This is a genomic window from Rhodospirillales bacterium, from assembly GCA_016872535.1.
Lineage (GTDB): Bacteria > Pseudomonadota > Alphaproteobacteria > Rhodospirillales > 2-12-FULL-67-15 > 2-12-FULL-67-15.
Genome location: VGZQ01000056.1, coordinates 1 through 21745, shown reverse-complemented (window position 1 = coordinate 21745; position 21745 = coordinate 1). Strand labels below are relative to the sequence as shown.

26 protein-coding genes and 1 pseudogene are annotated in these 21745 nt (G+C 65.5%); 5 read left to right on the top strand and 22 right to left on the bottom strand.

What is annotated here, in order from left to right:
* The 15 genes from FJ311_11560 to FJ311_11490 form a co-directional block, all read right to left on the bottom strand.
* A partial coding sequence (locus tag FJ311_11560; GenBank protein ID MBM3952077.1) for a hypothetical protein occupies nt 1-2176 on the bottom strand: 2176 nt, incomplete at its 3' end.
* Between the two features lie 113 nt (nt 2177-2289).
* On the bottom strand, nt 2290-2664 hold the full coding sequence (locus FJ311_11555; GenBank protein MBM3952076.1) for a histidine triad nucleotide-binding protein: 375 nt from the start codon (nt 2662-2664) through the stop codon (nt 2290-2292).
* Nucleotides 2661-3026: a phosphoribosyl-ATP diphosphatase gene (locus FJ311_11550; GenBank protein ID MBM3952075.1), complete on the bottom strand. Its 366-nt coding sequence runs from the start codon at nt 3024-3026 to the stop codon at nt 2661-2663. Before FJ311_11550 ends, FJ311_11555 begins: the two co-directional genes overlap by 4 nt.
* Nucleotides 3027-3036: 10 nt before the next feature.
* The gene (gene hisF, locus FJ311_11545) at nt 3037-3813 is read right to left on the bottom strand and encodes an imidazole glycerol phosphate synthase subunit HisF (GenBank protein ID MBM3952074.1); all 777 of its coding nucleotides are present in this window, start codon (nt 3811-3813) and stop codon (nt 3037-3039) included.
* A 10-nt stretch (nt 3814-3823) separates the two neighbouring features.
* Complete coding sequence (gene hisA / locus FJ311_11540; GenBank protein MBM3952073.1) at nt 3824-4558, bottom strand: 1-(5-phosphoribosyl)-5-[(5-phosphoribosylamino)methylideneamino]imidazole-4-carboxamide isomerase; 735 nt, start codon at nt 4556-4558, stop codon at nt 3824-3826.
* An 11-nt stretch (nt 4559-4569) separates the two neighbouring features.
* On the bottom strand, nt 4570-5211 hold the full coding sequence (gene hisH, locus FJ311_11535; GenBank protein ID MBM3952072.1) for an imidazole glycerol phosphate synthase subunit HisH: 642 nt from the start codon (nt 5209-5211) through the stop codon (nt 4570-4572).
* Nucleotides 5208-5612: a DUF2628 domain-containing protein gene (locus FJ311_11530; GenBank protein ID MBM3952071.1), complete on the bottom strand. Its 405-nt coding sequence runs from the start codon at nt 5610-5612 to the stop codon at nt 5208-5210. Before FJ311_11530 ends, hisH begins: the two co-directional genes overlap by 4 nt.
* Nucleotides 5613-5635: 23 nt before the next feature.
* Nucleotides 5636-6235, bottom strand: a complete 600-nt coding sequence (hisB, locus tag FJ311_11525) for an imidazoleglycerol-phosphate dehydratase HisB (GenBank protein MBM3952070.1) — start codon at nt 6233-6235, stop codon at nt 5636-5638.
* Between the two features lie 317 nt (nt 6236-6552).
* A complete protein-coding gene (locus FJ311_11520; GenBank protein ID MBM3952069.1) occupies nt 6553-6933 on the bottom strand; it encodes a helix-turn-helix transcriptional regulator in 381 nt (126 codons plus the stop codon).
* Nucleotides 6930-7520: a hypothetical protein gene (locus tag FJ311_11515; GenBank protein MBM3952068.1), complete on the bottom strand. Its 591-nt coding sequence runs from the start codon at nt 7518-7520 to the stop codon at nt 6930-6932. The genes FJ311_11520 and FJ311_11515 overlap by 4 nt, the downstream gene beginning before the upstream one ends.
* Entirely contained in the window at nt 7498-8202 is a 705-nt protein-coding gene (locus tag FJ311_11510; GenBank protein ID MBM3952067.1) for a lactate utilization protein C, read from the bottom strand. Before FJ311_11510 ends, FJ311_11515 begins: the two co-directional genes overlap by 23 nt.
* Entirely contained in the window at nt 8199-9629 is a 1431-nt protein-coding gene (locus tag FJ311_11505) for an iron-sulfur cluster-binding protein (protein ID MBM3952066.1), read from the bottom strand. Before FJ311_11505 ends, FJ311_11510 begins: the two co-directional genes overlap by 4 nt.
* Before the next feature lie 6 nt (nt 9630-9635).
* Nucleotides 9636-10415 carry a (Fe-S)-binding protein gene (locus FJ311_11500; GenBank protein ID MBM3952065.1) on the bottom strand — a complete coding sequence of 260 codons (780 nt, stop codon included), beginning with the start codon at nt 10413-10415 and terminating at the stop codon, nt 9636-9638.
* Between the two features lie 38 nt (nt 10416-10453).
* Entirely contained in the window at nt 10454-11542 is a 1089-nt protein-coding gene (locus tag FJ311_11495; protein MBM3952064.1) for a murein transglycosylase, read from the bottom strand.
* Between the two features lie 7 nt (nt 11543-11549).
* Nucleotides 11550-12260 carry a Tim44 domain-containing protein gene (locus FJ311_11490; protein ID MBM3952063.1) on the bottom strand — a complete coding sequence of 237 codons (711 nt, stop codon included), beginning with the start codon at nt 12258-12260 and terminating at the stop codon, nt 11550-11552.
* Nucleotides 12261-12535: 275 nt separating this feature from the next.
* Here FJ311_11490 and secB point away from each other — a divergent pair, with 275 nt between their 5' ends.
* Complete coding sequence (gene secB / locus FJ311_11485) at nt 12536-13063, top strand: protein-export chaperone SecB (protein MBM3952062.1); 528 nt, start codon at nt 12536-12538, stop codon at nt 13061-13063.
* 7 nt (nt 13064-13070) lie between these two features.
* Here secB and dnaQ read toward each other — a convergent pair whose 3' ends face one another.
* Genes dnaQ through FJ311_11460 form a run of 5 tightly spaced genes read right to left on the bottom strand, consistent with a single transcriptional unit; the run spans nt 13071 to nt 16797 of the window.
* Entirely contained in the window at nt 13071-13760 is a 690-nt protein-coding gene (gene dnaQ, locus FJ311_11480; protein MBM3952061.1) for a DNA polymerase III subunit epsilon, read from the bottom strand.
* A gap of 6 nt (nt 13761-13766) precedes the next feature.
* Nucleotides 13767-14399: a dephospho-CoA kinase gene (locus FJ311_11475; GenBank protein ID MBM3952060.1), complete on the bottom strand. Its 633-nt coding sequence runs from the start codon at nt 14397-14399 to the stop codon at nt 13767-13769.
* Nucleotides 14400-14407: 8 nt separating this feature from the next.
* Nucleotides 14408-15304: a shikimate dehydrogenase gene (locus FJ311_11470; protein ID MBM3952059.1), complete on the bottom strand. Its 897-nt coding sequence runs from the start codon at nt 15302-15304 to the stop codon at nt 14408-14410.
* Nucleotides 15305-15345: 41 nt separating this feature from the next.
* Nucleotides 15346-15936, bottom strand: a complete 591-nt coding sequence (gene maf, locus FJ311_11465; GenBank protein MBM3952058.1) for a septum formation protein Maf — start codon at nt 15934-15936, stop codon at nt 15346-15348.
* A gap of 39 nt (nt 15937-15975) precedes the next feature.
* Nucleotides 15976-16797 (bottom strand): kinase/pyrophosphorylase, encoded by an 822-nt coding sequence (locus FJ311_11460; GenBank protein ID MBM3952057.1) that lies wholly within the window; start codon nt 16795-16797, stop codon nt 15976-15978.
* Between the two features lie 405 nt (nt 16798-17202).
* On the opposite strand from FJ311_11460, the gene FJ311_11455 reads away from it, so the two are divergent.
* The 4 genes from FJ311_11455 (at nt 17203) to rho (ending at nt 21180) form a co-directional block, all read left to right on the top strand.
* Nucleotides 17203-18243: a uroporphyrinogen decarboxylase gene (locus tag FJ311_11455; GenBank protein MBM3952056.1), complete on the top strand. Its 1041-nt coding sequence runs from the start codon at nt 17203-17205 to the stop codon at nt 18241-18243.
* The gene (gene hemH / locus FJ311_11450) at nt 18240-19289 is read left to right on the top strand and encodes a ferrochelatase (GenBank protein ID MBM3952055.1); all 1050 of its coding nucleotides are present in this window, start codon (nt 18240-18242) and stop codon (nt 19287-19289) included. The genes FJ311_11455 and hemH overlap by 4 nt, the downstream gene beginning before the upstream one ends.
* Before the next feature lie 3 nt (nt 19290-19292).
* Complete coding sequence (gene hemJ, locus FJ311_11445; GenBank protein ID MBM3952054.1) at nt 19293-19742, top strand: protoporphyrinogen oxidase HemJ; 450 nt, start codon at nt 19293-19295, stop codon at nt 19740-19742.
* A 181-nt stretch (nt 19743-19923) separates the two neighbouring features.
* The gene (gene rho / locus FJ311_11440) at nt 19924-21180 is read left to right on the top strand and encodes a transcription termination factor Rho (protein ID MBM3952053.1); all 1257 of its coding nucleotides are present in this window, start codon (nt 19924-19926) and stop codon (nt 21178-21180) included.
* Nucleotides 21181-21285: 105 nt separating this feature from the next.
* Here rho and dcd read toward each other — a convergent pair.
* Together dcd and FJ311_11430 are read right to left on the bottom strand one after the other, a co-directional pair.
* Nucleotides 21286-21624: pseudogene (dcd, locus tag FJ311_11435) on the bottom strand (dCTP deaminase).
* A gap of 6 nt (nt 21625-21630) precedes the next feature.
* Nucleotides 21631-21745: IS5/IS1182 family transposase (locus FJ311_11430; protein ID MBM3952052.1), on the bottom strand; the 115-nt coding region annotated here is incomplete at its 5' end.

Sequence of the window (21745 nt, the reverse complement as noted above, 5' to 3'; positions counted from 1 at the left end):
CGAGGGCCGCTTCCCATCCCGTTGCTGGGCGGCGGGCCTCGACCGCGTCAGGGCCGCCTTCCGTCCGCGCCGCCCATTGTTCAGCTTCCGAAACGGTCGGGGCCGGCACCGCGACGGCCCGCCAGCCGTCGGCCGCCGCCAAAACCTCGCTCGCGCCGAGATCGGGCCGCGTTCGCGCCGCCCACGCATCCGCCTCGCGCGCGGAGGGCGCGGGCACCACCGCGGCGCGCCAGTTGTCGGCAACCGCGCGCGCTTCGGCTTGCGCCGGTCCCGGGCGAACCTCGGCCGTCCATTCGTCGCGCGTATCGGGCGCGCGTTCGATCGCCGCGTCCCAGGAACCTGTTTCGGCTGGCGCGGGCGCCTCGACGCGCGCCGCCCAGGATTCCGTTTCGGGGGCCGAGGGCGCGAGATCGACCGTCGCCCGCCAGCTTTCCAGGCGCGCGAGGGCTTCTCCCGCGTCCGCGTCGGGACGAACCTCCGCCCGCCACGATTCGGCCTCGCGGGCGGAGGGCGCGGTTTCGGTCGCCGCCTGCCAGCCGCGCATTGATTCCGGCGCCGCCGTTTCGGGCGGCTCGATCATCTCGGTTCGCGCCGCCCAGGCTTCGGCTTCGCGCGCGGCCGGAGCGGTCTCGATCGCCGTTTGCCAGCCGCGCGTCGATTCCGGCGCCGCCGTTCCGGGCGGCTCGACCATTTCGGTCCGCGCCGCCCAAGTTTCGGCTTCGCGCGCGCCGGCCGCGGGCGCGGGAGTCGCCTGCCAGCCGCGCGCCGCCTCGCGCAGCATCGCCTCGGGCGATACCTCCATCTCGGTCCGCGCCGCCCAGGCTTCGGATTCCTTGGCGGAGGGCGCCATGTCGACCGACGCGCCCCAGCCTTCGGCCATCGCCCGGCGCGCGGTTTCGTCGCCGATCGGCGTCACGTCCGCGCGCCATTGTTCGGCCTGGGCGGCCGACGGCGGTGCTTCGGGGGTCGCCGGCCATTGGGCGAGCGATCCTTCGACCTTGGGGCCGGGCGAGGTTTTCGCGGCCCAGGCGCGCTCCGCCTCGGGGTCGCCGTGGGTCAGCGCCGTTTGCCAACCCAACCCGGCGTCCTTCGGGTCGCCGCGCGCGATGCGCGCTTCCCAGTCCGCCTGCTCGCGCGCGTCGGCGATTTCGGTGCGGGGACGCCAGGCGGCGAAGGCGGGATCTTCCGTAGGCGGCGTCGGGGCGGCGAAGGCGCTCGGGTTTTCCCGGTGCGCGCGCGCCAGCGCCTCGACGTAGGCCGGCGCGAATTCGCGCGCGGCGTCGGCGAGCGCGGTGACGGCGTCGCCGAATTGCAGGCCGACCTGGCGCACGGTCATCAGAAAGGGCGTCGACGGCGCGATCTCGTAGCCGGCGGCGCTTGCGCCCTCGTTCGCCTGGTCGAGCGTTTTCATGCCGCCGCCGTTGACGAGGGCGATTTCGCCGAGCGATCCTTGCGCGCGCGGCAGCAGGACGGCGGTGGTTTCGCCGTTCGCGCCGACGCGGACCGCGCCCGCGGCCTCGCGCACGCCGACCATGGCCGAAGGCGCGTGCAGCGTGAAGGCGTCGAGGTTGCCGCGCGCGATATCGCCGGCGACGAACGACACCGCGCCGCGTTCGACCGTCAACACCATTTCGCCGGATTTGCGGATGGGGTCGTAGAGAACCCGTTCGATCCCGAAGTCGGTTTGCTCGCCGAGCGACACCCGGGCGCCATCCGCAAAAGCGAGCGCGACGCGGCCGGCGCCGGTTTGAATGACGTCGCCGGCGTAAAGGGGGGTATCTTTTTCGGCGGCGACAATGGTGCCGTCGGCGCGGCCGAAATAGACCTCGCCCGCGACGCCGTCCACCAGGCCGACCGGATCCGACGCCCCGAGGGTCGGGCGGGCCGACGCCGCCGGCAGCGCGGCGAGCGCCTCGACCACGTCGGGGGTCAACACGGAACCCTCGGCGTTGATGAGGTTGGGGCGCGGATCGCGCGAGAAGTAGCCGCGCACAAGCACCGCCTCGCCCGACGGCCCGATCAGCCAAAGATCGCCGCCTTCGCGCACGTAACGCGCGCCAAGCAGAAGATAGCCCCCGGGGATGTCGAGCAAATCGCCCCGGGAAGCGTCGAGCACGGCAATTCGCCCGGGCGCCCGGGCTGTTTCGGCAAGCGTCTGGGTCTGCGGCGCGGACATTCCGTCCCCCGAATGGGGGAAAATTATAACCTAGATATCGGTGTAGCTATATGGGATGGCGCTATATGTTGTGGAAAAAACCCAATACGCAATTCGATGCGATATCGTAACAATCAGCGGGCCCGGCCGATCATCCCTCCCAGGTCCCGCCCGGCGAAGATGTGGACATGAAGGTGGAAAACTTCCTGACGGGCGTCGGCGCCGAGGTTGGAGAGAATGCGATAGCCGGCCTCGACCGCGCCCAGCTTGCGCGCGGTTTCGCCCACCGCGCGGAAGAAGCCGACGATTTCGGCTTCACTGGCATGAAGGGTGAAGTCGTCCATGTCGACGTAAGCGCCCTTTGGGATCACCAGCACGTGCACCGGCGCCTGCGGCCGGATGTCGTGAAACGCCAGCGCGTGTTCGGTTTCGTGCACCTTCTTGCAAGGAATCTCGCCGCGCAGGATTTTGGCGAACGGATTGTTGGCGTCGTACGCGGGCCGGCTCATTTTTTCCGTCCTTTCTTTTTCGTTTTACCGCGCGCGGCCTTTTCGGCGATGCCGGAAACCCCTTCGCGCCGGGCCAGTTCGGCCCAGACGCGCGCGGGCCGGACTTCGGCGGTGGCCCACAGAACCAGCAGATGATAGAGGACGTCCGCGCTTTCGGCGGCGACGCGCTTGGGGCCTTCGTTGAGAGCGGCGGCGACCGTTTCCGCCGCCTCCTCGATCACCTTGCCGCCGATCTTGCCGACGCCGCCCGCGAGCAGCTTCGCCGTGTAGGAAACGCGCGGGTCGGCGCGACGCCTTTTGGCGACGGTCGCGTAAAGCCGGTCGAGCACGCGGGCATCGGGATGGCCCTTGGGCTTGGTCATGGGCGGTTTCCTATATCTCGATCGGGGGGTCGTCCCGAATCGGTATGCCGGCGGCCTTCATGTGGGCCTTGGCTTGCGCGATCGTATAAGTGCCGAAATGAAAAATCGAGGCGGCGAGCACGGCCGAGGCATGGCCGTCGCGGACGCCCTCGACCAGATGATCGAGAGTGCCGACCCCGCCCGAGGCGATCACCGGCACCGGCACCGCGTCGGCGATGGCGCGGGTGAGCGGAATATCGAAGCCGGCCTTGGTGCCGTCGCGGTCCATGGACGTGAGCAGGATTTCGCCCGCGCCGTACTCGGCCATGCGCTTGGCCCATTGAACCGCGTCCAGCCCGGTCGCCTTGCGCCCGCCGTGGGTGAAGACCTCGAACGTTCCTGGCGCGACGGACTTGGCGTCGATGGCGACGACGATGCATTGGCTGCCGAATTTTTCCGCCGCCCGGCGCACGAATTCCGGTTCCTTAACCGCCTGGGTGTTGATCGAAACCTTGTCCGCGCCGGCGAGCAGCAGTTTGCGGATGTCCTCGATCGTGCGCACGCCGCCGCCTACCGTCAGCGGCATGAAGCATTGCTCGGCGGTGCGGGTAACAACGTCATAAATAGTGTCCCGGTTTTCGTGGCTGGCGGTGATGTCGAGAAAACAAAGCTCGTCGGCGTCGGCACGGTCGTAGGCCCGCGCCTGTTCGACCGGATCGCCCGCGTCGACCAAATCGACGAAGCGAACGCCCTTGACCACGCGGCCGCGGTCGACGTCGAGACAGGGAATGACGCGGACTTTGAGCATCGTTCGAGTCTTAGCCCTTCAGCGTCGCGATTGCGCTCGCGACGTCGAGCTTGCCGTCGTAGAGCGCGCGCCCGCTGATCACGCCGGCGAGCGGCCGCTCCGCCTTGCGGCTTGCGTCGCGGATCGCCTTCAGGTTGTCGAGCGAGGACACGCCGCCCGACAGAATCACCGGGATCGACACCGCCTGGGCCAGCGCGACGGTGGCGGCGACGTTGGGGCCCTTCATGGCACCGTCGCGTTCGATGTCGGTGTGGATCAGCGCCGCGACGCCGACGTCCTCGTAACGCTTGGCGAGATCGAGCACGGTGACATCGGAAACGTTCCCCCAGCCCGCGGTCGCGACCCGCCCGTCGCGCGCATCGAGGCCGACGGCAATCTGGCCGGGGTACTTGCGGCAAGCCTCGCGCACCAGCGCCGGGTCCTTGAGCGCGACCGTGCCGAACACGATCCGCGCCACGCCATGGTCGAACCAGAAATCGACCAGCGCCATGGTCCGGATGCCGCCCCCGAGCTGAACCGGAATATTCACGTTCCAGAGGATTTTCTGGACCGCCTTGTCGTTGACCGGCTTGCCGGCAAAAGCCCCGTTCAAATCGACCACATGCAGCCATTCGGCGCCCGCGTTGGCGAAGGCGCGCGCCTGTTCGGCCGGATCGTCGGCGAACACGGTCGAGCGCGCCATGTCGCCCTGCACCAGGCGTACGCAGCGGCCGTCCTTGAGATCGATGGCGGGAAAGAAAATCAAGGAGCGAAACCTCATGGCGACCAGGCGAGAAAATTGGCGATCAGGCGAAGCCCGGTCGTCTGGCTTTTCTCGGGATGGAATTGAACCCCGGCGATGTTGTCGCGCGCCACCAGCGCCGCCACCGGCCCGCCGTAATCGGCGGTGGCGACGACGTCGGCGGGATCGCGGCAAATCATGGCATAGGAATGCACGAAATAAGCGTTCCGGCTTGGCGCTATGCCTGTAAGCAGCGGGTGTCCGGCGCGAAATTCGAGCGCGTTCCAGCCCATGTGCGGGATTTTCAGGGTTGGGTCGGATGGCTTCAGCGCCGCGACTTCGCCCGGAATCCAGTCCAGGCCCGCATGCGCGCCGTGTTCGTGGCCCAGGCTCGCGAGCAGTTGCATTCCGACGCAGGTGCCGAGAAACGGGCGGCCCCGCTCCCGCACCGCCTTGCCCATGGCCGCAACCATGCCGGGCAGCGATTCGAGGCCCCTTTTGCAGTCGGCGAACGCGCCGACCCCGGGCAGGACGATGCGGTCGGCGCGCGCGACTTCGGCGGCGTCGGAAACGACGCGGATGTCGGCGGAAACGCCCCTCTCACTCGCCGCGCGCTCGAACGCCTTGGCCGCCGAGTGGAGGTTGCCGGAGCCGTAGTCGATGATGGCCACTTTCATGGCCGAACCGTCGAGGCGAGGTCGCGCGCCAGCCCCGGCGTGGAATCGAGGAACCGCGCGAGCGCCGCGTCGATATCGTTGCCCGCGACCACGCCCCGGAACACGAATCCCCGGCGTTCGAGCTTCCGACGCCGGAGATCGTTGCCCAACCAGCCGAACGCCACCGACAGGATCAGGATCAACGCCGCCGAGACGATCCCGTCGAACGCGAATGCCCGCATCGCCGCCTCCAACCCGACGAGAACGAAGGCAAACGCGACCGCAGTCAGCCACAGCCGCCGGGTCAGGGCCCACAGCGGGCCGAACACGAAGGCCGGCCAGGAAAACCCTTCCTTGACCAGCACTACGTCCCGGTCGGGATCGAGGCCGCCGTGACGCACGTAGGCCGTGTACATTCGCATCGGTCGCGTCGTTCCCGATCCGGCTACAACGAGCCGCCGAGAACGCCCTTGGTCGACGGCACCGCATCGGGCCGGCGCGAATCGATCGCCACCGCCTGGCGCAGCGCGCGGGCAAGTCCCTTGAAGCAGGACTCGACGATATGATGGTTGTTCTCGCCGTAGGCGTTGCGCACGTGCAACGTCACCCCGGCGGCCTGGGCGAACGCCTGGAACCACTCGCGAAACAGTTCGGTATCCATTTCGCCGAGCTTCGGCTTCGAAAACGCGACCTTCCACACCAGATAGGGACGGTTGGAGGCGTCCAGAGCCACCTCGGTCAACGTTTCATCCATGGGCGAGAGCGCCTGGCCGAAACGAGCGATACCCTTGCGGTCGCCGAGCGCCTTGGCGACGGCCTCGCCCACGGCGATGCCGACGTCCTCGGTGGTGTGGTGGTAATCAATGTGCAGGTCGCCCTTCGCCTCGACCTCGAGGTCGATCAGGCTGTGGCGCGAGAGCTGCTCGAGCATATGGTCGAGAAAGCCGATGCCGGTGGCGACGCGAAAGGCCCCGGTTCCGTCCAGGTTGACGGAGACTTTGACCAAAGTCTCCTTGGTTTTCCGCTCCACCGTCGCTTTGCGCATGGTGTCGAATTCCGGCCCGAAGGCGTTGCTTTCATGTTCGAATCGGCCCGTTGTAGCAGCACGAGCGCCCGGAAACCAGCGAGGGGCGGGACGGATGCCGCGGTTTTTTCCCAAACCGATTCAGGAGCTTGAGTGCGCACCGGAACCGGATTAACCCCGGACTGTCCCCAGGCTTTTCCACATCGCCGCCACGACCAAAAACATCTTAAAAATATAATAATATCAAATAATTACCGTCAAATAAGCAAGCTCCGATTAAACTATTTGTCCCCAATTTACGTTCCGATGGCGACCGATGTTTCGGGTGCTCGGCGTCCCTATGGTTCGCGCGGGCGCCGGCCGCCGAGCCGGCCGCGAATCTCCGCGATGATCCAAGCGATCGTATCGTCGTCCAGGATTTCGATCGACGCCGCGATCAGGTTCGCAAGCTCGGTCGCGCGCGGGCTTAGGCCGGAGGTCACGATCTTGACGCGCGGATGGGACATTTCGGCCAGCCGTTTCAGCGCCTCGGCGTCGTCCCAGAACAATCCGAAATAGGCGCACGTCTGGCGCACAAAGCCGGGCGAGGGTCGCCCGCGCCGGCCGTGCTCGAGGCTCGAAAGATACGCGGCCGAAAGCCCGAGTTCGGCGGCCATGGTTTTCTGCGTGACCCCCTTCAGTCGGCGTAGCTCGCGCAACCGCTTGCCGAACGGGGTCATCGGCCTGGGCGCGCGCGGCGCAGAAGGACATAAAGCGCGCCGGCGCCGCCGTGCCGCGGGCGCGCGGGTGCGAAGGCGAGGATGTGGGCGCGCACCGGCGCTTCGTTCAGCCAGCGCGGCACGTTGGCGCGCAGGACGCCTGTTTCACGCCCATCTTGGTCGGTGCGCTCGCCCTTGCCGGTAATGACGAGAAGACAGCGTTGCCCGAGCGTGTGCGCGCGGGCGATCCGGCCGAGCAGCGCGGCATGGGCTTCCTTTTGGGTCATGCCGTGGAGATCCAGTGTCCCGTCGATGGTGATTTCGCCCCTGCGCAAGCGTGCCGCTGTGGCTCGATCGACCCCCGGCGCGGCGCCCGGATGAAGCGTCGGAAGCGTTGACGTAAGCGCGGGTTTGCGCGCGTTTCCGACCGCGACACGGGGCGAATGTTTCGGCGCGGAAATTCCCGCTTTCATGTCCCCGGGTATTTCTTCGCGCTGAAGGCCCTTTCGGGCGCGCTTATGGCGCAACGGGCGCGCGCTTTCGGTGACGGCGCGCCACAAATGCGCATCCATCAACGCGTCGGCCTCAGGTTTTTTCGACGTCTTCATCCACCAGCACGACGAACATGCGTTGCGGCCCGTGCGCCCCGAGCAGCAGGGTCTGCTCGATATCGGCGGTGCGCGACGGGCCGGTAATCCAGTTGACGGCGCGCGGCATGGCGAATGCCGCGCCGGCCCGCGCCGACTTCGCGCGCAGGGCGCCCCAGGCTTCCTCGTAGGTGCCGACCAGGCGGGCAACGGGAACGACCGCGATGTGAACCGGCGGCACCAGCGCCAGTGTTGTCGGACTCTCGGGCCCGGAAGCGAGCACGAGGGTGCCGGTTTCGGCGACAGCCACGGCCGCGCTTGTCACCCCCACCGGATCGTCCCGTTCGCCCTTGCCCTCGGTCACGGAAATTGCCGAATGTTTCGACCAGGGAATAGATCGGAGAAGGGGGTCGGGCGCGCACCTCAAGCTGGGTTCGATGTTATGGCGCGCAAGGTATTGCGCCACCGCCTCCGGAACATCGGCCAGTCGTTTCACGCGGACGACGCCGGCTTGAACCCGCTCCGCTTCGGCGATGAACAACGCGGCTTGGCGGTCCCGTTCGATCCGGCCGCGAGCCGGAACCGGGCCCGGCGCGCGGCTGGCAAGGCGCGCCTCCACTTCGGCAAGGCCGGATTTTCCCCGTCGTTGGGTGCAGGCGCGCCGAACGTCGACGAGAATGGCCTGGCGGCTGACGCGGCTCATGGCTTTGTCCGGCCCCTGTCCGATTCGGCCCACAGGGTCATGAAGGTTTCGCCTTCGGGCGCGGGAAAGTCGCGGGTCGCGGTCCAGCCGCCGAGGAACGGCAAGACGCGGAATCGGCGCCGCGCGCCGGCCAGGTTGCCGAGAGCGCGGACCAGCGGCGCGGTGAGGCGCCGGTAAAGCCGGGGCCGCGCGGCGACGAAAGCCCAGGCCGCGAGACCGATCCGGGCGAGCCATCCGGTTCGGCGTTCCCGGTGCAGCCGTTCGCGCCAGGCGCGCAACATCCGAGGCAGCGGAATGCGCATCGGGCAAACGCTCTCGCAGCGGCCGCACAGCGTCGAGGCGTTGGGCAGATGCCGCGCCTCGTGCGTGCCGAGCAGAGCCGGGATCAATACCGCCCCCATCGGCCCCGAGTAGACCCAACCGTAGGCGTGACCGCCGACCGCGCGATAGACCGGACAATGGTTGAGACAGGCGCCGCACCGGATGCAGCGGAGTATGTCGCGAAATTCGGTTTCGAGCAGTCGCGCGCGGCCGTTGTCGAGCAGAACGACGTGGTACTCGTCGGGGCCATCCGGATCCCCGGGACGGCGCGGCCCCGAACAAAAGGAGGTATAGACGGTGACATCCTGGCCGGTGGCGGAGCGCGCAAGCACGCGCAACACCGTGGTCGCGTCTTCCAGCGTCGGCACGATTTTTTCGATCGAGGCGATGACGATATGCACGCGCGGCAGCGTGTGGGTGAGATCGGCGTTGCCCTCGTTGGTCACCAGCACGTTGCTGCCGGTCTCGGCGATCAACATGTTGGCCCCGGTGATGCCGACATCGGCGGTAAGAAAGTCGGGCCTGAGTTTCGCGCGCGCCTCGGCAAGCAGGGCGTCCGGTTCGTTGAGCGCGCGTTCGGGGGCGAGGTGCGTGTGCGACTTGCGGAATGTTTCCGCGACTTCGCCGAGCGACAGGTGAATCGCCGGCGCGATGATGTGGCTGGGCGGCTCGCGCCGAAGCTGGATGATGTATTCGCCGAGATCCGTTTCCACCGGGCGGATGCCGTTTTCTTCGAGATAGTCGTTGATGGCGATTTCCTCGCCGATCATGGTTTTGCTCTTGGTGACGGTGCGCGCGCCGACGCGACGACAGATGTCGAGGATCGTTTCGCGGGCTTCCTGCGCGTCGCGGCACCAATGCACTTCGCCGCCGTTCTCCGTCACGCGCCGCTCGAACGTTTCGAGATAAAGGTCGAGATGGTCGAGAACATGCTCCTTGATCGCGCGCGCGGCGTCGCGGAGTTCCTCGAATTCGGGCAAGCGTTCGGCGGCCTCGCGCCGTCGCCGGGGAAATCCGTCGGCGAGCTTGGCGAGCGCGGCCTGCAGCGTCGGCGAATCCAGCGCGGTGCGGGCGTTGTCTTCGAACCTGCGGGCGGTGCTGTCCATGGCCGTTCAAGTCCCGGCAATGGGCGGAACGGCGGTAACGTCCGCCAACACTTCGGCCACATGGCGGACGGCGGCGGTAGAGCCCTGGCGCCTGAGGCGCCCGGCGATGTTCATCAAACAACCCATATCGCCGCCGAGCACCAAATCGGCACCGGTCGCGGCGATGTCGGCCGTTTTGACGTCCGCGATTCCCGTCGAAACGTCCGGATACTTGACGCAAAAGAGCCCGCCGAAGCCGCAACAGGTTTCCGCTTCCCGTCCCTCGCGCAGTTCGAGGCCGGCGACGGTGGCGAGCAACGCGCGCGGCTGGCGCTTGACGCCGAGTTCGCGCAAGCCCGAGCAGGAATCGTGATACGTCGCCGTCGCCGCCAAGCGCGCCGCGACCCGGGTCAGGCCGCGCACGTCGACCAGAAAGGAGATCAGTTCATGGGTCTTGGCGGCGAGCGCGCGGGCGCGCGGCGCCCAGTCCGGATCGTCGGCGAACAGCTCGGGATAATGGACGCGAATCATCCCGGCGCACGAGCCCGACGGCGCGACCACGTAGTCGAACGGCTCGAAGGCGGCGATCAGACCGCGCGCGACGGTCGCGGCGTCGGCGGAATCGCCGGAATTCCACGCCGGCTGGCCGCAGCAGGTCTGCGCCGACGGTACTTCGACCCGGCAGCCGGCGTCCTCGAGCAACTTGACGGCGGCGAAGCCGACGCTCGGGCGCATCAGGTCGACCAAGCATGTAACGAACAACCCGACTTTGGGCGAGATTGGCGCTGGAGGGGGTGATGCGGGCATGACCGGAAGATTGGCTTTTGCCCGGCCCAAAGGCAAGTTCAGGGAACGGGAAGTCCCTTCGGTCTTAACACGAATAGCTCAGCCGGGTGCTTGAGCGCCCCGGCGCGGGCTTCGGCCTTGGCTCCGGCGCCGAAAAAGAGATCGACCCTGAGCGGACCTTTGATGGCGCTGCCCTGGTCTTGGGCCACGACCAGACGGCGGAGCGGACGGGATGGATCGAGCGGATCGCGGGTTGCCACGTAAAGCGGCAACCCGAACGGCAGGTGGGCCGGGTCGACCGCGGCGCTGCGTTCGGGCGTCAAGGCGACCCCTTCGGCCCCGAGCGGGCCTTTGCCGACAAGTTCGCGAAAAAAGATGTACGAGCGGTTTTCGCGCATCAGCGCGGCACCATCCTCGGGGTGGGCGGCGATCCAATCGCGGATGGTCTTCATCGTGACGTCCTCGCGGGCCATGATTCCGCGCTCGACCAAGATACGGCCGATGGCGGTATACGCGTGGTCGTTGCGGCCGGCGAAGCCGAGCCGAACCACGGTGCCGTCGTTCATCGTCACCCGGCCGGAACCCTGGACGTGAAGAAAAAACGCGTCGCGGGCGTCGTCGACCCACAGGATTTCGAGGCCCTTGCCCGCGAGCGCGCCGGCTTCGATCGCTGCCCGATCATGAGCGACCGGGCCGGGCGGCGGCCGGTAAATGGGAAAGCGATACCGCGCGTCCGGTTTGCGCGCCCCCCTGAGCTCCGCTTCGTAATAGCCGGTGGCGAAGCCCGTGCCGCCGGCCGCGTCGCTCGCGCGGAAAGCCCGAAATTCGGCTTCGAAAAACCGGCGGGCGGACGCGGAATCCTCCGACCTTACGCGGCGGGCGGCGGCGCATGGTGCGTGCCAATCGCGGGCGCGACCCATCAGATTGGCCGAATCCAAAATCTTATCGGGCGCGAGCTTGCCGATCCGATCGCACGACTTCAGCAGCGCCGGTATCGCGGCGCCGACCGCGTCGTTGGACCAGCCCGCGAGGTCCAAGAATTCGACGCCGGTCAGCAGAAGTTTGGGCGCGGGCGGCGGCGGCGCGGCGCAGGCTCCGAGGAGAAACAGGATCGCGGAAAATAAATGGCCGGCGACGCGTCCCGGCATCGCGGCCTTATTCGACGCTTTCGGTCGCGACCAGTATCCAGTTGGGATCGCGCGAGCGCGTATCCCGCTGGAATGTCCACAAATCGACGACCGCCGTCACCGCCGACGCATCGCCGGAAACGACCCGGCCTTCGCGGTCGCGCGTGACGTTGATCTGGTCGCTGGTGAAACGGACGGCGACGACCGCGTTGCGGCCATCCATGTAAGCTTCGGCTATTTCGGCCGAACGAATGCCGACCAGGGTGTTCTCGAGCGTTTCGCCCGCTTCATGGCGCGCCTTGACCGCTTGTTCGAAGTTGGCGAGGACGTCGGGGCTCAAGATCGGTTTCACGCCATCAAGCTTGCCCTTGGCGAAAGCCTCAAGAATCATTTCGAATGCGCCGCGCGCACCCTTGGCGAAGGCTTCGGGATCGAAGCCGGGATCGGCGAGCTTGATCTGCGTCAAACCGTCGGCAAGGGTCGCGTTGCCGTGGGCGGCCTTGGCGATCCGCTCGGCGGCCTCCACTTCTTCGCTGCGGTTGGGCAGGCGGATGACGTTATCGGAATCGCTCGCGGGCGAATCCGCGCGCCGTTCCGGCGCGGGCGCGGGACAAAACGGATCGCGGTAGCCGCCTTCGTGGCCGTCGCGGCGGCCGAGCACGTTGCGCAAGCGCAACGCCAGAAATACCGCCACCATGGCGAGAAAGATGATGTCGATGAATTGAAATCCGTTGCTCATGACGGTCGCGCATCCAGCCGGAATACCAGCCTTTTGGTTACCCTACCTCCCGGCGGCGCGCGCCGCCAGGACGAAAATCCGGACTTTTGCGCCGCCAGCGGCATCGGCGCCTTCCGGATACAGTACATAGGCGTGCGCGGTCGCGGCGGCAATGCCGGCCGCGACGCCGGACGGTTGACGGCGTTGTTTCCCGCTCCGTTCCATGCTAGGCCGTGATCCCGCGCGGCGGCCCGGCCGCACCAAAACCACTCCTGTCCCGAGGAAGGACCGCGCACATGAACCCCTCCGACAAACCCGGAAACGGCCCCGACGCCGCCCAAACCGGCGGACAACAGCCCATGCTCGGGATTAACAGCCAATACATCAAGGATCTGTCGTTCGAGGCCCCGAACGGGCCGAAGGCTTTCCTCGCCATGCAGAAGACGCAGCCGACGATCACGGTCAATCTCGACGTGCAGGCGACAACCTTCCAGGATCCGCCCAACGCGTACGAAGTAACCATTCATATCAAGGCAGAATGCAAGGTCGACGATATGGTCGGTTTCATCGCCGAACTCGCCTATGCCGGCTTGTTCACCGTCAATGTTCCCAAGGAACACTTGCAGCCGGTTCTGCTGATCGAATGCCCGCGTCTCTTGTTCCCGTTCGCGCGCAACATCCTCGCCGATGTCACCCGTGACGGCGGTTTTCCGCCGCTGATGCTGGGGATGATGGACTTCGCCGCGCTTTACCAGGCGCGCATAGCCGAATTAGCCAAGCAGCAGGGCCAAGGCGCGGGGGCGGCCGCGACTCCGGCTTCCTAGGTCTTCCTTAACGTCCCCAGACCGGATCCTTGAATTTGGCGAGAAAGGCGGCGTGCGCCGCCGTCTCGCCGTCGGTCGGCGCGTGCGCGCGGGGGGGGCGCGCCGTCGGCGCGCCGGGCGTCCCGGCCCGCGCCGAAGCCGCGCGTCGCGGCGCCGCCATCTGGGCGAAGACGAGCCCCGGCTGTCGCCCGCCGATCAATTCGAGATAAACCTCTGCCAGCAGCAGCGCGTCCTTCAGCGCCCCGTGCAGAGCGCGCCCCGAAGTGTCGATGCCGAAGCGAGCGCAAAGCGCATCGAGGCTGGCCGACGCCCCGGGAGGAATCTTGCTCCGGGCAAGTTGCACCGTGTCCACGGCGCGCGCCGAAAGCACTGGCGCGCGTTCGAGCCGCGCAAGTTCCGCGTTGACGAATCCGAGGTCGAACGCGGCATTGTGGATAATCAACGGGGAATCGGCGATGAACGCGACGAACTCCTCCGCAATCGCCGCGAACACGGGATGCTTCGCGAGAAAATCGCGCGAAAGGCCGTGAACCGCAAATGCCGTTTCGGGAATGTCGCGTTCGGGATTGACGTAGCTTTGAAACGTGTTTCCCGTAGGAATGTAATTCACCAGCTCGACGCAGCCGATCTCGACGATCCGATCGCCGCGCGCCGGATCGAGGCCGGTGGTTTCGGTATCCAGAACGATCTCGCGCATCGTGGATTATCTCCCGCGGGGCCAGCCGGGTTTCCAAACGCCCCCACCGCGCGCGCCGCGAAGCTTCGCGACCATAGCCGCGACGCGGCGGAAGGAAAAGCCCCGGCTAAGTCCGGTCGGGATCGCCATGTCGGCGCGCCGAAGCTTGTCCCGCGCCGACATCTGGCGCGCACGCGTGGCAGCGAGCCGGTTGCGATCCATCCCCGGCCGCGCGAGGAAGCGCCTCGCTTGAATGAAATCCGGGGCGTGAACGACCGCCACGCAATCGCAGCCGCGCTCGCCTCTGGTTTCGAACAGCAGCGGTATGTCCAACACCACCAGCCGTTCCCGCCGGCGCGCGGCGCGGGCAAGAAACGCGCGGGTTTCGCGCCGCACCAGGGGATGGAGGATGGCTTCCAGCGCGCGCAGGGCGCCCGGGTCGGAAAAAACCCGCGCGGCCAACGCGGCCCGATCGACGGCGCCGTTCTTGACGGTCCCGGGAAACATCTTGCCGACCCGGGCGTGCACGGATTCGTCGGTCGCCAAAAGGCGCCGCACGACGGCGTCGGCGTCGTGTACCGGGACCTTTAAGCGACGAAACGCCCGTGCCGCGGTGGTTTTGCCCATGGCGACCGAGCCGGTGAGACCGACGATGATCATGGGGCCGTTCAGCTCGCGCGCCCCGGTAGGGGTGCATCTTCCCATGCGCGCGGGGATTCGCCCGCACGCCCGGCGAGAACGAAGTCGCGCAGTTCCGCCGTCACCTCGGGTTCGATTCCAAACCATGCCGCGAACGCGGGCCGGGCCTGGTGCAGCAACATTCCGAGACCGTCGATGGGCGTGTGTCCGCGCGCGCGGGCCTGGGCCAACAGCGCCGTTTCCAACGGTGCATAGACAATATCCATCACCACGGCCCGCGCCGGCAACGCCGCGAGATCGATGTCGAGGGGCGTGCCGCCTTCCATACCGAGAACCGTAGCGTTGACCAGCAACGCTGCGCCGGCGAGCGCGGCGGCGCGGTTTTCCCAGTGCACGGGGTGTATTTTCGAGCCGAACGCCTCGGCCAAGGCTTCGGCGCGCGCCGCCGTCCGGTTGACGACGCGCACCTCGGCGACGCCGGCATCGATCAGCGCGACCACGACCGCGCGCGCGGCACCGCCCGCGCCGAGCACCGTCGCCGGACCCAGGTCCGCGCGCCAAAAAGGCGCGCCGGCACGCAGCGCGCTCAGAAACCCGGGCACGTCGGTATTGCGCGCGGACAAGCGGCCGTCGCCGCCGATCGCGATCATGTTCGCCGCGCCGACCCGGCGCGCGAGCGGCTCGATGTCGTCGGCGATTTCGAGGACGGCTTCCTTATGCGGCACCGTGACGCTCGCGCCGACGAAACCCAGCTTGGGCAGCGCCCTCAGGCCCTCGGCAAAATGTTCGGGCCGAATTGGAAGCGGCACCATCACGCCGTCGATCCGATGGCGTTCGAGCCAATAGCCGTGCAGACGCGGCGAGAGCGAATGCCCGACCGGCCAACCCATGACGCCCGCGACTTTGGTTTTTCCGCCGATGTTCATCGGTCTCACCCCTCGCTGGCAGTCTAAAGCCAATTGCGACGCTAGGCGAGAATTCCTTCCCGGCGCAGGACTTCAAGGAGCGGCAACAACGGCATCCCGAGGATGGAAAAGAAATCGCCCTCGATCCGGGAAAAAAGTTGCGCCCCTTTTCCCTCCAGGCGGTAAGCGCCGACCGATTCCAGAACCTCGGGGCCGGCATCGGCGAGATAGGCGTCGAGAAACTCGTCCGGGAAATCGCGCATCCAAAGGCGCGCTTCGTCGCCGTAGCGCCAGAGAACGGTGCCGTCCCGCAGCAGCGCGAGACCGTTCACCAAGCGGTGCATGCGCCCGCGTAACGTCGCCAGTTGAACCCGGGCCTCGGCCTTGTCGCGGGGCTTGGCGAACAGGCGTCCTTCGCATTCCAACATCTGGTCGGCGCCGAGCACCCACATTTTTGGTCGACGGGCGGAGACGGCCTCGGCCTTGGCGACGGCAAGCGCTTGGGCCACGGCTCCGGCCGGGAGATCGCCGAGCGCCGTTTTCAGGGCCGCCTCGTCCACACCCGATGTCTCTTGCACGAACGGGACTTGCGCTCCTTCGAGCACCCGCCGCCGAGCCGAACTGGCGGAGGCCAAAATCAAGGTTTTTTGCATATCGTTATGATAGCGAAACGGGATAATCGGCCTGCAGCCTTAGGCCAGTTGTTCTTCCCGGCGCCGGGTATGAAGCTGAATGATGCTCGCCGCCGTTTCCTCGATGGAACGCCGGGTCACGTCGATCACCGGCCAGCCGTTGGCCTCGAACAGCTTGCGCGCTTCGTTGACCTCGCGGGCGACTTTCTCCAGATCGACGTAATCGGTGTCCTGGTCCTTGTTCAATTGCAAAAGCCGGTTGCGCCGGATCTGCACCAGCCGTTTCGGGTCCTTGGTCAGGCCGACCACCAGCGCTCGTTTGACTTTCGTCAGTTCCGGCGGCAGCGGACAACCGGGAACCATGGGCACGTTGGCCGCCTTCAATCCGCGTTGGGCGAGGTAGATGCAGGTCGGCGTTTTCGACGTCCGCGAAACGCCCACCAAAATCACGTCGGCACCGTCGAGCGAACGCGGCGATTGGCCGTCGTCGTGGGCGAGAGTGAACTGCATCGCCTCGATGCGGGCGAAATATTCGGCGTCCATGACGTGCTGGCCGCCCGGTCGCGCCTTGGTTTCCGCGCCGAGAAAGGCGCCCAACGCCACCAGCGCGGGATCGAGCACGGCCAAGCTCGGCACATGCAATTCCCGGCATCCTTGTTCAAGACGGGTGCGAAGCTTTTCGTCCACGATCGTGAACATCACGAACCCCGGATTGGCGCGGATGCCGGCCAGCGCCTCATCCAATTCGGACTCGGTGCGTACCATGGCCCAAAGGTGCTCACGCAGCTCGACGCCCTCGAATTGCGTGACCGCCGCGCGCGCGTAAGTACCGGCGGTTTCGCCGGTGGAATCGGAAACGACATGCACGTGAAGTTGGGTCATCGGCAACCGGCGGATTTCATGCAAAACCCTGTGGACAAGGGTGTCGACAATTCACGACAAGCGACTTGCCATCGCATTGCGCGATTCAGTCTACAGGAAGCGCGAACGGGGAAAAAGTTATCCTCGACCGGTATAACTTGAAGGATTCTCCGGAAATTGGCAAAGTTCTGCACGTTTTCCGCGTTTTGAAAACTGCCGGATTATACCAGATTCAAAGGGTTTTTTTGCGTTTCGCGGAACACTTATCCGATGCGACCCGGCGTTAAAAATAACAGGTATCGGTTCACGTTTGGAAAACGAGTCGATATCCGATAATCCTCCGATTTCCCCTTCCCTACTGCTACAACTACCTTTCTATAATCTACTTACTATGATTTAGAAGTCTTCGACTTACAGTGGATAATTATGTCTAAGCGGTTCATCGAAGTTCTTAAAGGCGAGCGTCATACTCCGCCGCCGTGGTGGTTGATGCGCCAGGCGGGTCGTTATTTGCCCGAATACCGCGAGCTGCGAAATCGGGCCAGGGACTTTCTCGATTTTTGCTATAGACCCGAGTTGACGGTCGAAGCGACGCTGCAACCCGTCCGCCGTTTCGGCATGGATGCTGCCATACTGTTCAGCGACATCCTGGTCATTCCCGACGCGTTGGGACAGAAACTGGAATTTCGGGAAAACGAGGGTCCAATACTGGACCCGATCACCTCGACCGCTGACATAACTCGACTCAAGCCCGGGAATATCCATCATCGACTGTTGCCCGTTTACGAAACTTTGAGTCGCCTAACCAAGGAATTGCCGTCCGAGGTCGCCTTGGTCGGTTTCGCCGGCGCGCCGTGGACCGTGGCGGTCTACATGGTGGAAGGTCGCGGTGGCGGCACGCGCGATCGGATTCGTTCCTGGTTTCGCTCCCGGCCGGAAGACGGCGACGCGCTGCTCGAACTTCTGGCCGACAACACGTTCGAATATCTTTCCCGCCAGATCGACCATGGCGCCGAGGCGGTGCAGCTGTTCGACAGCTGGGCCGGCGGGCTCGAGGATGCCGAGTTTCGCCGTTACGTGATCGAACCGACCCGGCGGATCGTCGTCCGGCTCAAGGAACGCCACCCGCAAATTCCAATTATCGGATTTCCGCGCGAAGCGGGTCCGCGGTACGCGTTTTACGGGCGCGAAACCGGAGTCGATGCCATCGGTCTGGACGGTGCCGTCGAGCCGGCCTGGGCGGTGGCGCACATCCCATCCCCGATCGCGCTGCAAGGCAATCTGGACAACAAAATCCTGGTCGAGGGCGGCGCGCGGTTGGAATCGGAAACGCTCAGAATCCTGGACGGATTTCGCTCGCGCGCGCATATTTTCAACCTCGGTCACGGCATATTGCCCGAAACCCCGCCCGAACACGTCGAAAGGCTCGCGGCGATTATCCGGAAATGGCGGGATCGGTCGGCATGAAACGTATTGCGGTCGTGCTGTTCAACCTGGGCGGGCCGGACCGGCCCGAAGCGATCGAGCCGTTTCTCCGCAATTTGTTTGGCGATCCGGCGATCATCTCGCTGCCGTGGCCGATCCGCCCGATGCTCGCCAAGCTGATCGCCGGGCGCCGCGCGCGCATCGCGCGCGACATCTACGCCAAGCTCGGCGGCTCGTCCCCGTTGCTTGCTTTCACGCGCCGGCAGGCCGCCGCCCTCGAATCCGCGCTTAAAGTCGGGGGCATCGAGGCGCGCGCGTTCGTTTGCATGCGTTACTGGCATCCGATGAGCGACGAGGTCGCGCGCGCGGTCAAGGCGTTCGACCCCGAGCGGATCGTTCTGTTGCCCCTCTATCCCCAGTATTCGACCACGACGACCGAATCCTCGTTCAAGGACTGGCGCCGTGCCGCCCGGGCGGCGGGGCTCGAACGGCCGACGCATCCGGTTTGCTGTTACCCGGTCGAGGAAGGCTTCATCGCCGCCGTCGCCGAAATGACCCGGAAAGCGATGATCGAATCCGCCCACGCCGGATCGCCGCGCGTGCTGTTTTCCGCCCACGGATTGCCGAAACGCGTGATCGCGCGCGGCGATCCCTATCCCCGCCAGGTGGAAGCGACCGCCGGCGCGATCGCCGCGTGGCTCGGACTGGCATCGTCCGCGTGGGTGGTCTGCTACCAAAGCCGGGTCGGGCCGCTCGAATGGATCGGGCCCTCGACCAGCGAGGAGCTCGATCGCGCTGGGCGCGACCGCGTGCCGGTGGTGGTGGTGCCGATCGCGTTCGTGTCCGAGCATTCCGAAACCCTGGTCGAGCTCGACATCGAATACCGCCATCACGCCAATGAAGCGGGCGTTCCCGACTACATCCGGGTGCCGACAGTGGCCGAGCATCCGTCGTTCGTCGCCGGGCTGGCCCGCCTCGCGCGCGCCGCCCTCGACGGACCGTCCGGCATATGCCGGCCGGGCGACGGCAACGTCTGCGGAGATCGTTTTGCCCGATGTGCAAACGGGCGCGGCCTTGATAGCCTCTAGCGCATGTTTCCGCTGTCGCCCGCCGCGTATCTCTGGATCAAGGCGCTGCACATCGTCGCGGTGATCGCGTGGATGGCGGCAATGCTCTACCTGCCGCGATTGTTCGTCTATCACGCCGACGCCAAGCCCGGCTCCGAATTGTCGGAAACGCTGAAAACGATGGAGCGGCGCCTGCTGCGCGCGATCATGACGCCGGCGATGATCGCGTCGCTTGCGCTCGGCGCGATACTGCTCATGCATGTCGGCGCGGGTGTTTGGGCGTCGCCCTGGTGGTGGGGCAAATGCGCCGCGCTTCTCGGGCTCTTCGCGCTGCACGGCTTGATGGCGCGCTTCCGGCGCGAATTCGCCGAGGATCGCAACCGCCGCCCTGCTGTTTTCTATAGGGTTGTCAACGAGATACCGACCGTCCTGATGATCGCGATCGTGATTTTCGTCGTGGTCAAGCCGTTTTGAGCGAGGCCGGGAAAAACGCCGTTTGACAGCTTTCACGTCTTTCGCTAATCCTTTGAGAGGCCGCTGATTTTCGGGCCACTCTCCAAAGCGGGCGCGCTTCGCTTTATCGCTTCCTAACCCCCGCGCCGACCCCCCTTTCCTCCCCGACGTTCTTCCGCACCGCGACGCCCTCGTTTCCGTCATGAATCTCAAAGACCTTAAGGCCAAGTCCCCCGCCGAACTGCTCGCCTACGCCGAGGAACTCCAGATCGAGAACGCGAGTTCGCTCCGGCGCCAGGACATGATGTTCGCCATCCTGAAGCAGCTCGCCGACAACGAGGTGGCGATCTTCGGCGACGGCGTGATCGAGCTTCTGCAGGACGGCTTCGGCTTCCTGCGCAGCCCGCAGGCCAACTACTTGCCGGGCCCCGACGACATCTATGTCAGCCCCAGCCAAGTGCGTCGCTTCGGGCTTCGCACCGGCGACACGGTCGAAGGCCAGATCCGCGCGCCCAAGGACGGCGAGCGCTACTTCGCGCTCTTGAAGGTCAACACCATCAACTTCGAGCCGCCGGAAAACGTCCGCCACCGGATCAACTTCGACAACCTGACGCCGCTCTATCCCGAACAGCGGCTCAAGATGGAGATCGAGGAAGCGAAAACCAAGGATTTCACCTCGCGCGTGCTCGACCTGATCACGCCGATCGGCAAGGGCCAACGCGGACTGATCGTTGCGCCGCCGCGCACCGGCAAGACGATGATGTTGCAAAACATGGCGCACTCCATCGCCGCCAACCATCCCGAGTGCTATCTGATCGTGCTCTTGATCGACGAACGGCCCGAGGAAGTCACCGACATGGCCCGCTCGGTCAAGGGCGAGGTGGTGAGCTCGACCTTCGACGAACCGGCCACCCGCCACGTTTCAGTCGCGGAAATGGTGATCGAAAAGGCCAAACGCCTGGTCGAGCACAAGCGTGATGTGGTGATCCTGCTCGATTCGATCACCCGGCTCGCGCGCGCCTACAACACGGTGGTGCCGAGCTCGGGCAAGGTGCTGACCGGCGGCGTCGACGCCAACGCATTGCAACGGCCGAAGCGCTTCTTCGGCGCCGCGCGCAACATCGAGGACGGCGGCTCGCTCACCATCATCGCCACCGCGCTGATCGACACCGGCTCGCGCATGGACGAGGTGATCTTCGAGGAGTTCAAGGGCACCGGCAACTCGGAGATCATTCTCGACCGCAAGCTTTCCGACAAGCGCACGTTCCCCTCGATCGACATCACCAAGTCGGGCACCCGCAAGGAGGAGCTGCTGGTCGACAAGGCGACGCTGTCGAAAATGTGGGTGCTGCGCCGCATCCTGATGCCGATGGGCGTGTCGGACGCGATGGAGTTCCTGCTCGGCAAGCTCAAGGAAACCAAGAACAACGCCGGCTTCTTCGATTCGATGAACGCGTGAACCCGACGTTCCCGTGCCACCTTGACCGAAACGCGGTCTTTGGATGGATGCGACGTTTCTATTTTGTCGATTCAATCATGTTCAAAAGCGAGGCTAAAACGACCGTTAACGTTTATGCCGTAGAGGATGTTTTTGATCTTTATATCGATCAGTTTTTCGTGAACCGTAAGCTAACGAAGATGGAATAGGCGATTTCAATTCAAAGAACGTGATTTGGCATGGGCGATCTACCAGGGGCGTTAATTTAATGGGAATTTTTCCATGATTTGCGATTTCTAGTACGATTGGCCCACTCCATCCTGGCTGAATCCATGGCGCTGTTTGGTGCATGCTCAGACCAACCCTTGCATAGGTGCTCCTGCCTTCAACTAACGCAATGAGGTTGTTAGGTACGGTGATTGATTCGTGAGTGAGTGCGAGAACAAATTCCCCAGGCACTAGGGTCCGGACTCAATTGGCCCACCATACTACGGCGGCGGCCAAGAACACGCCGGAGAGGAAGACGTCGGCGCGTTTGTCGTAACGGGTGGCGATCCGCCGGAAGTCCTTGAGACGACAGAACATG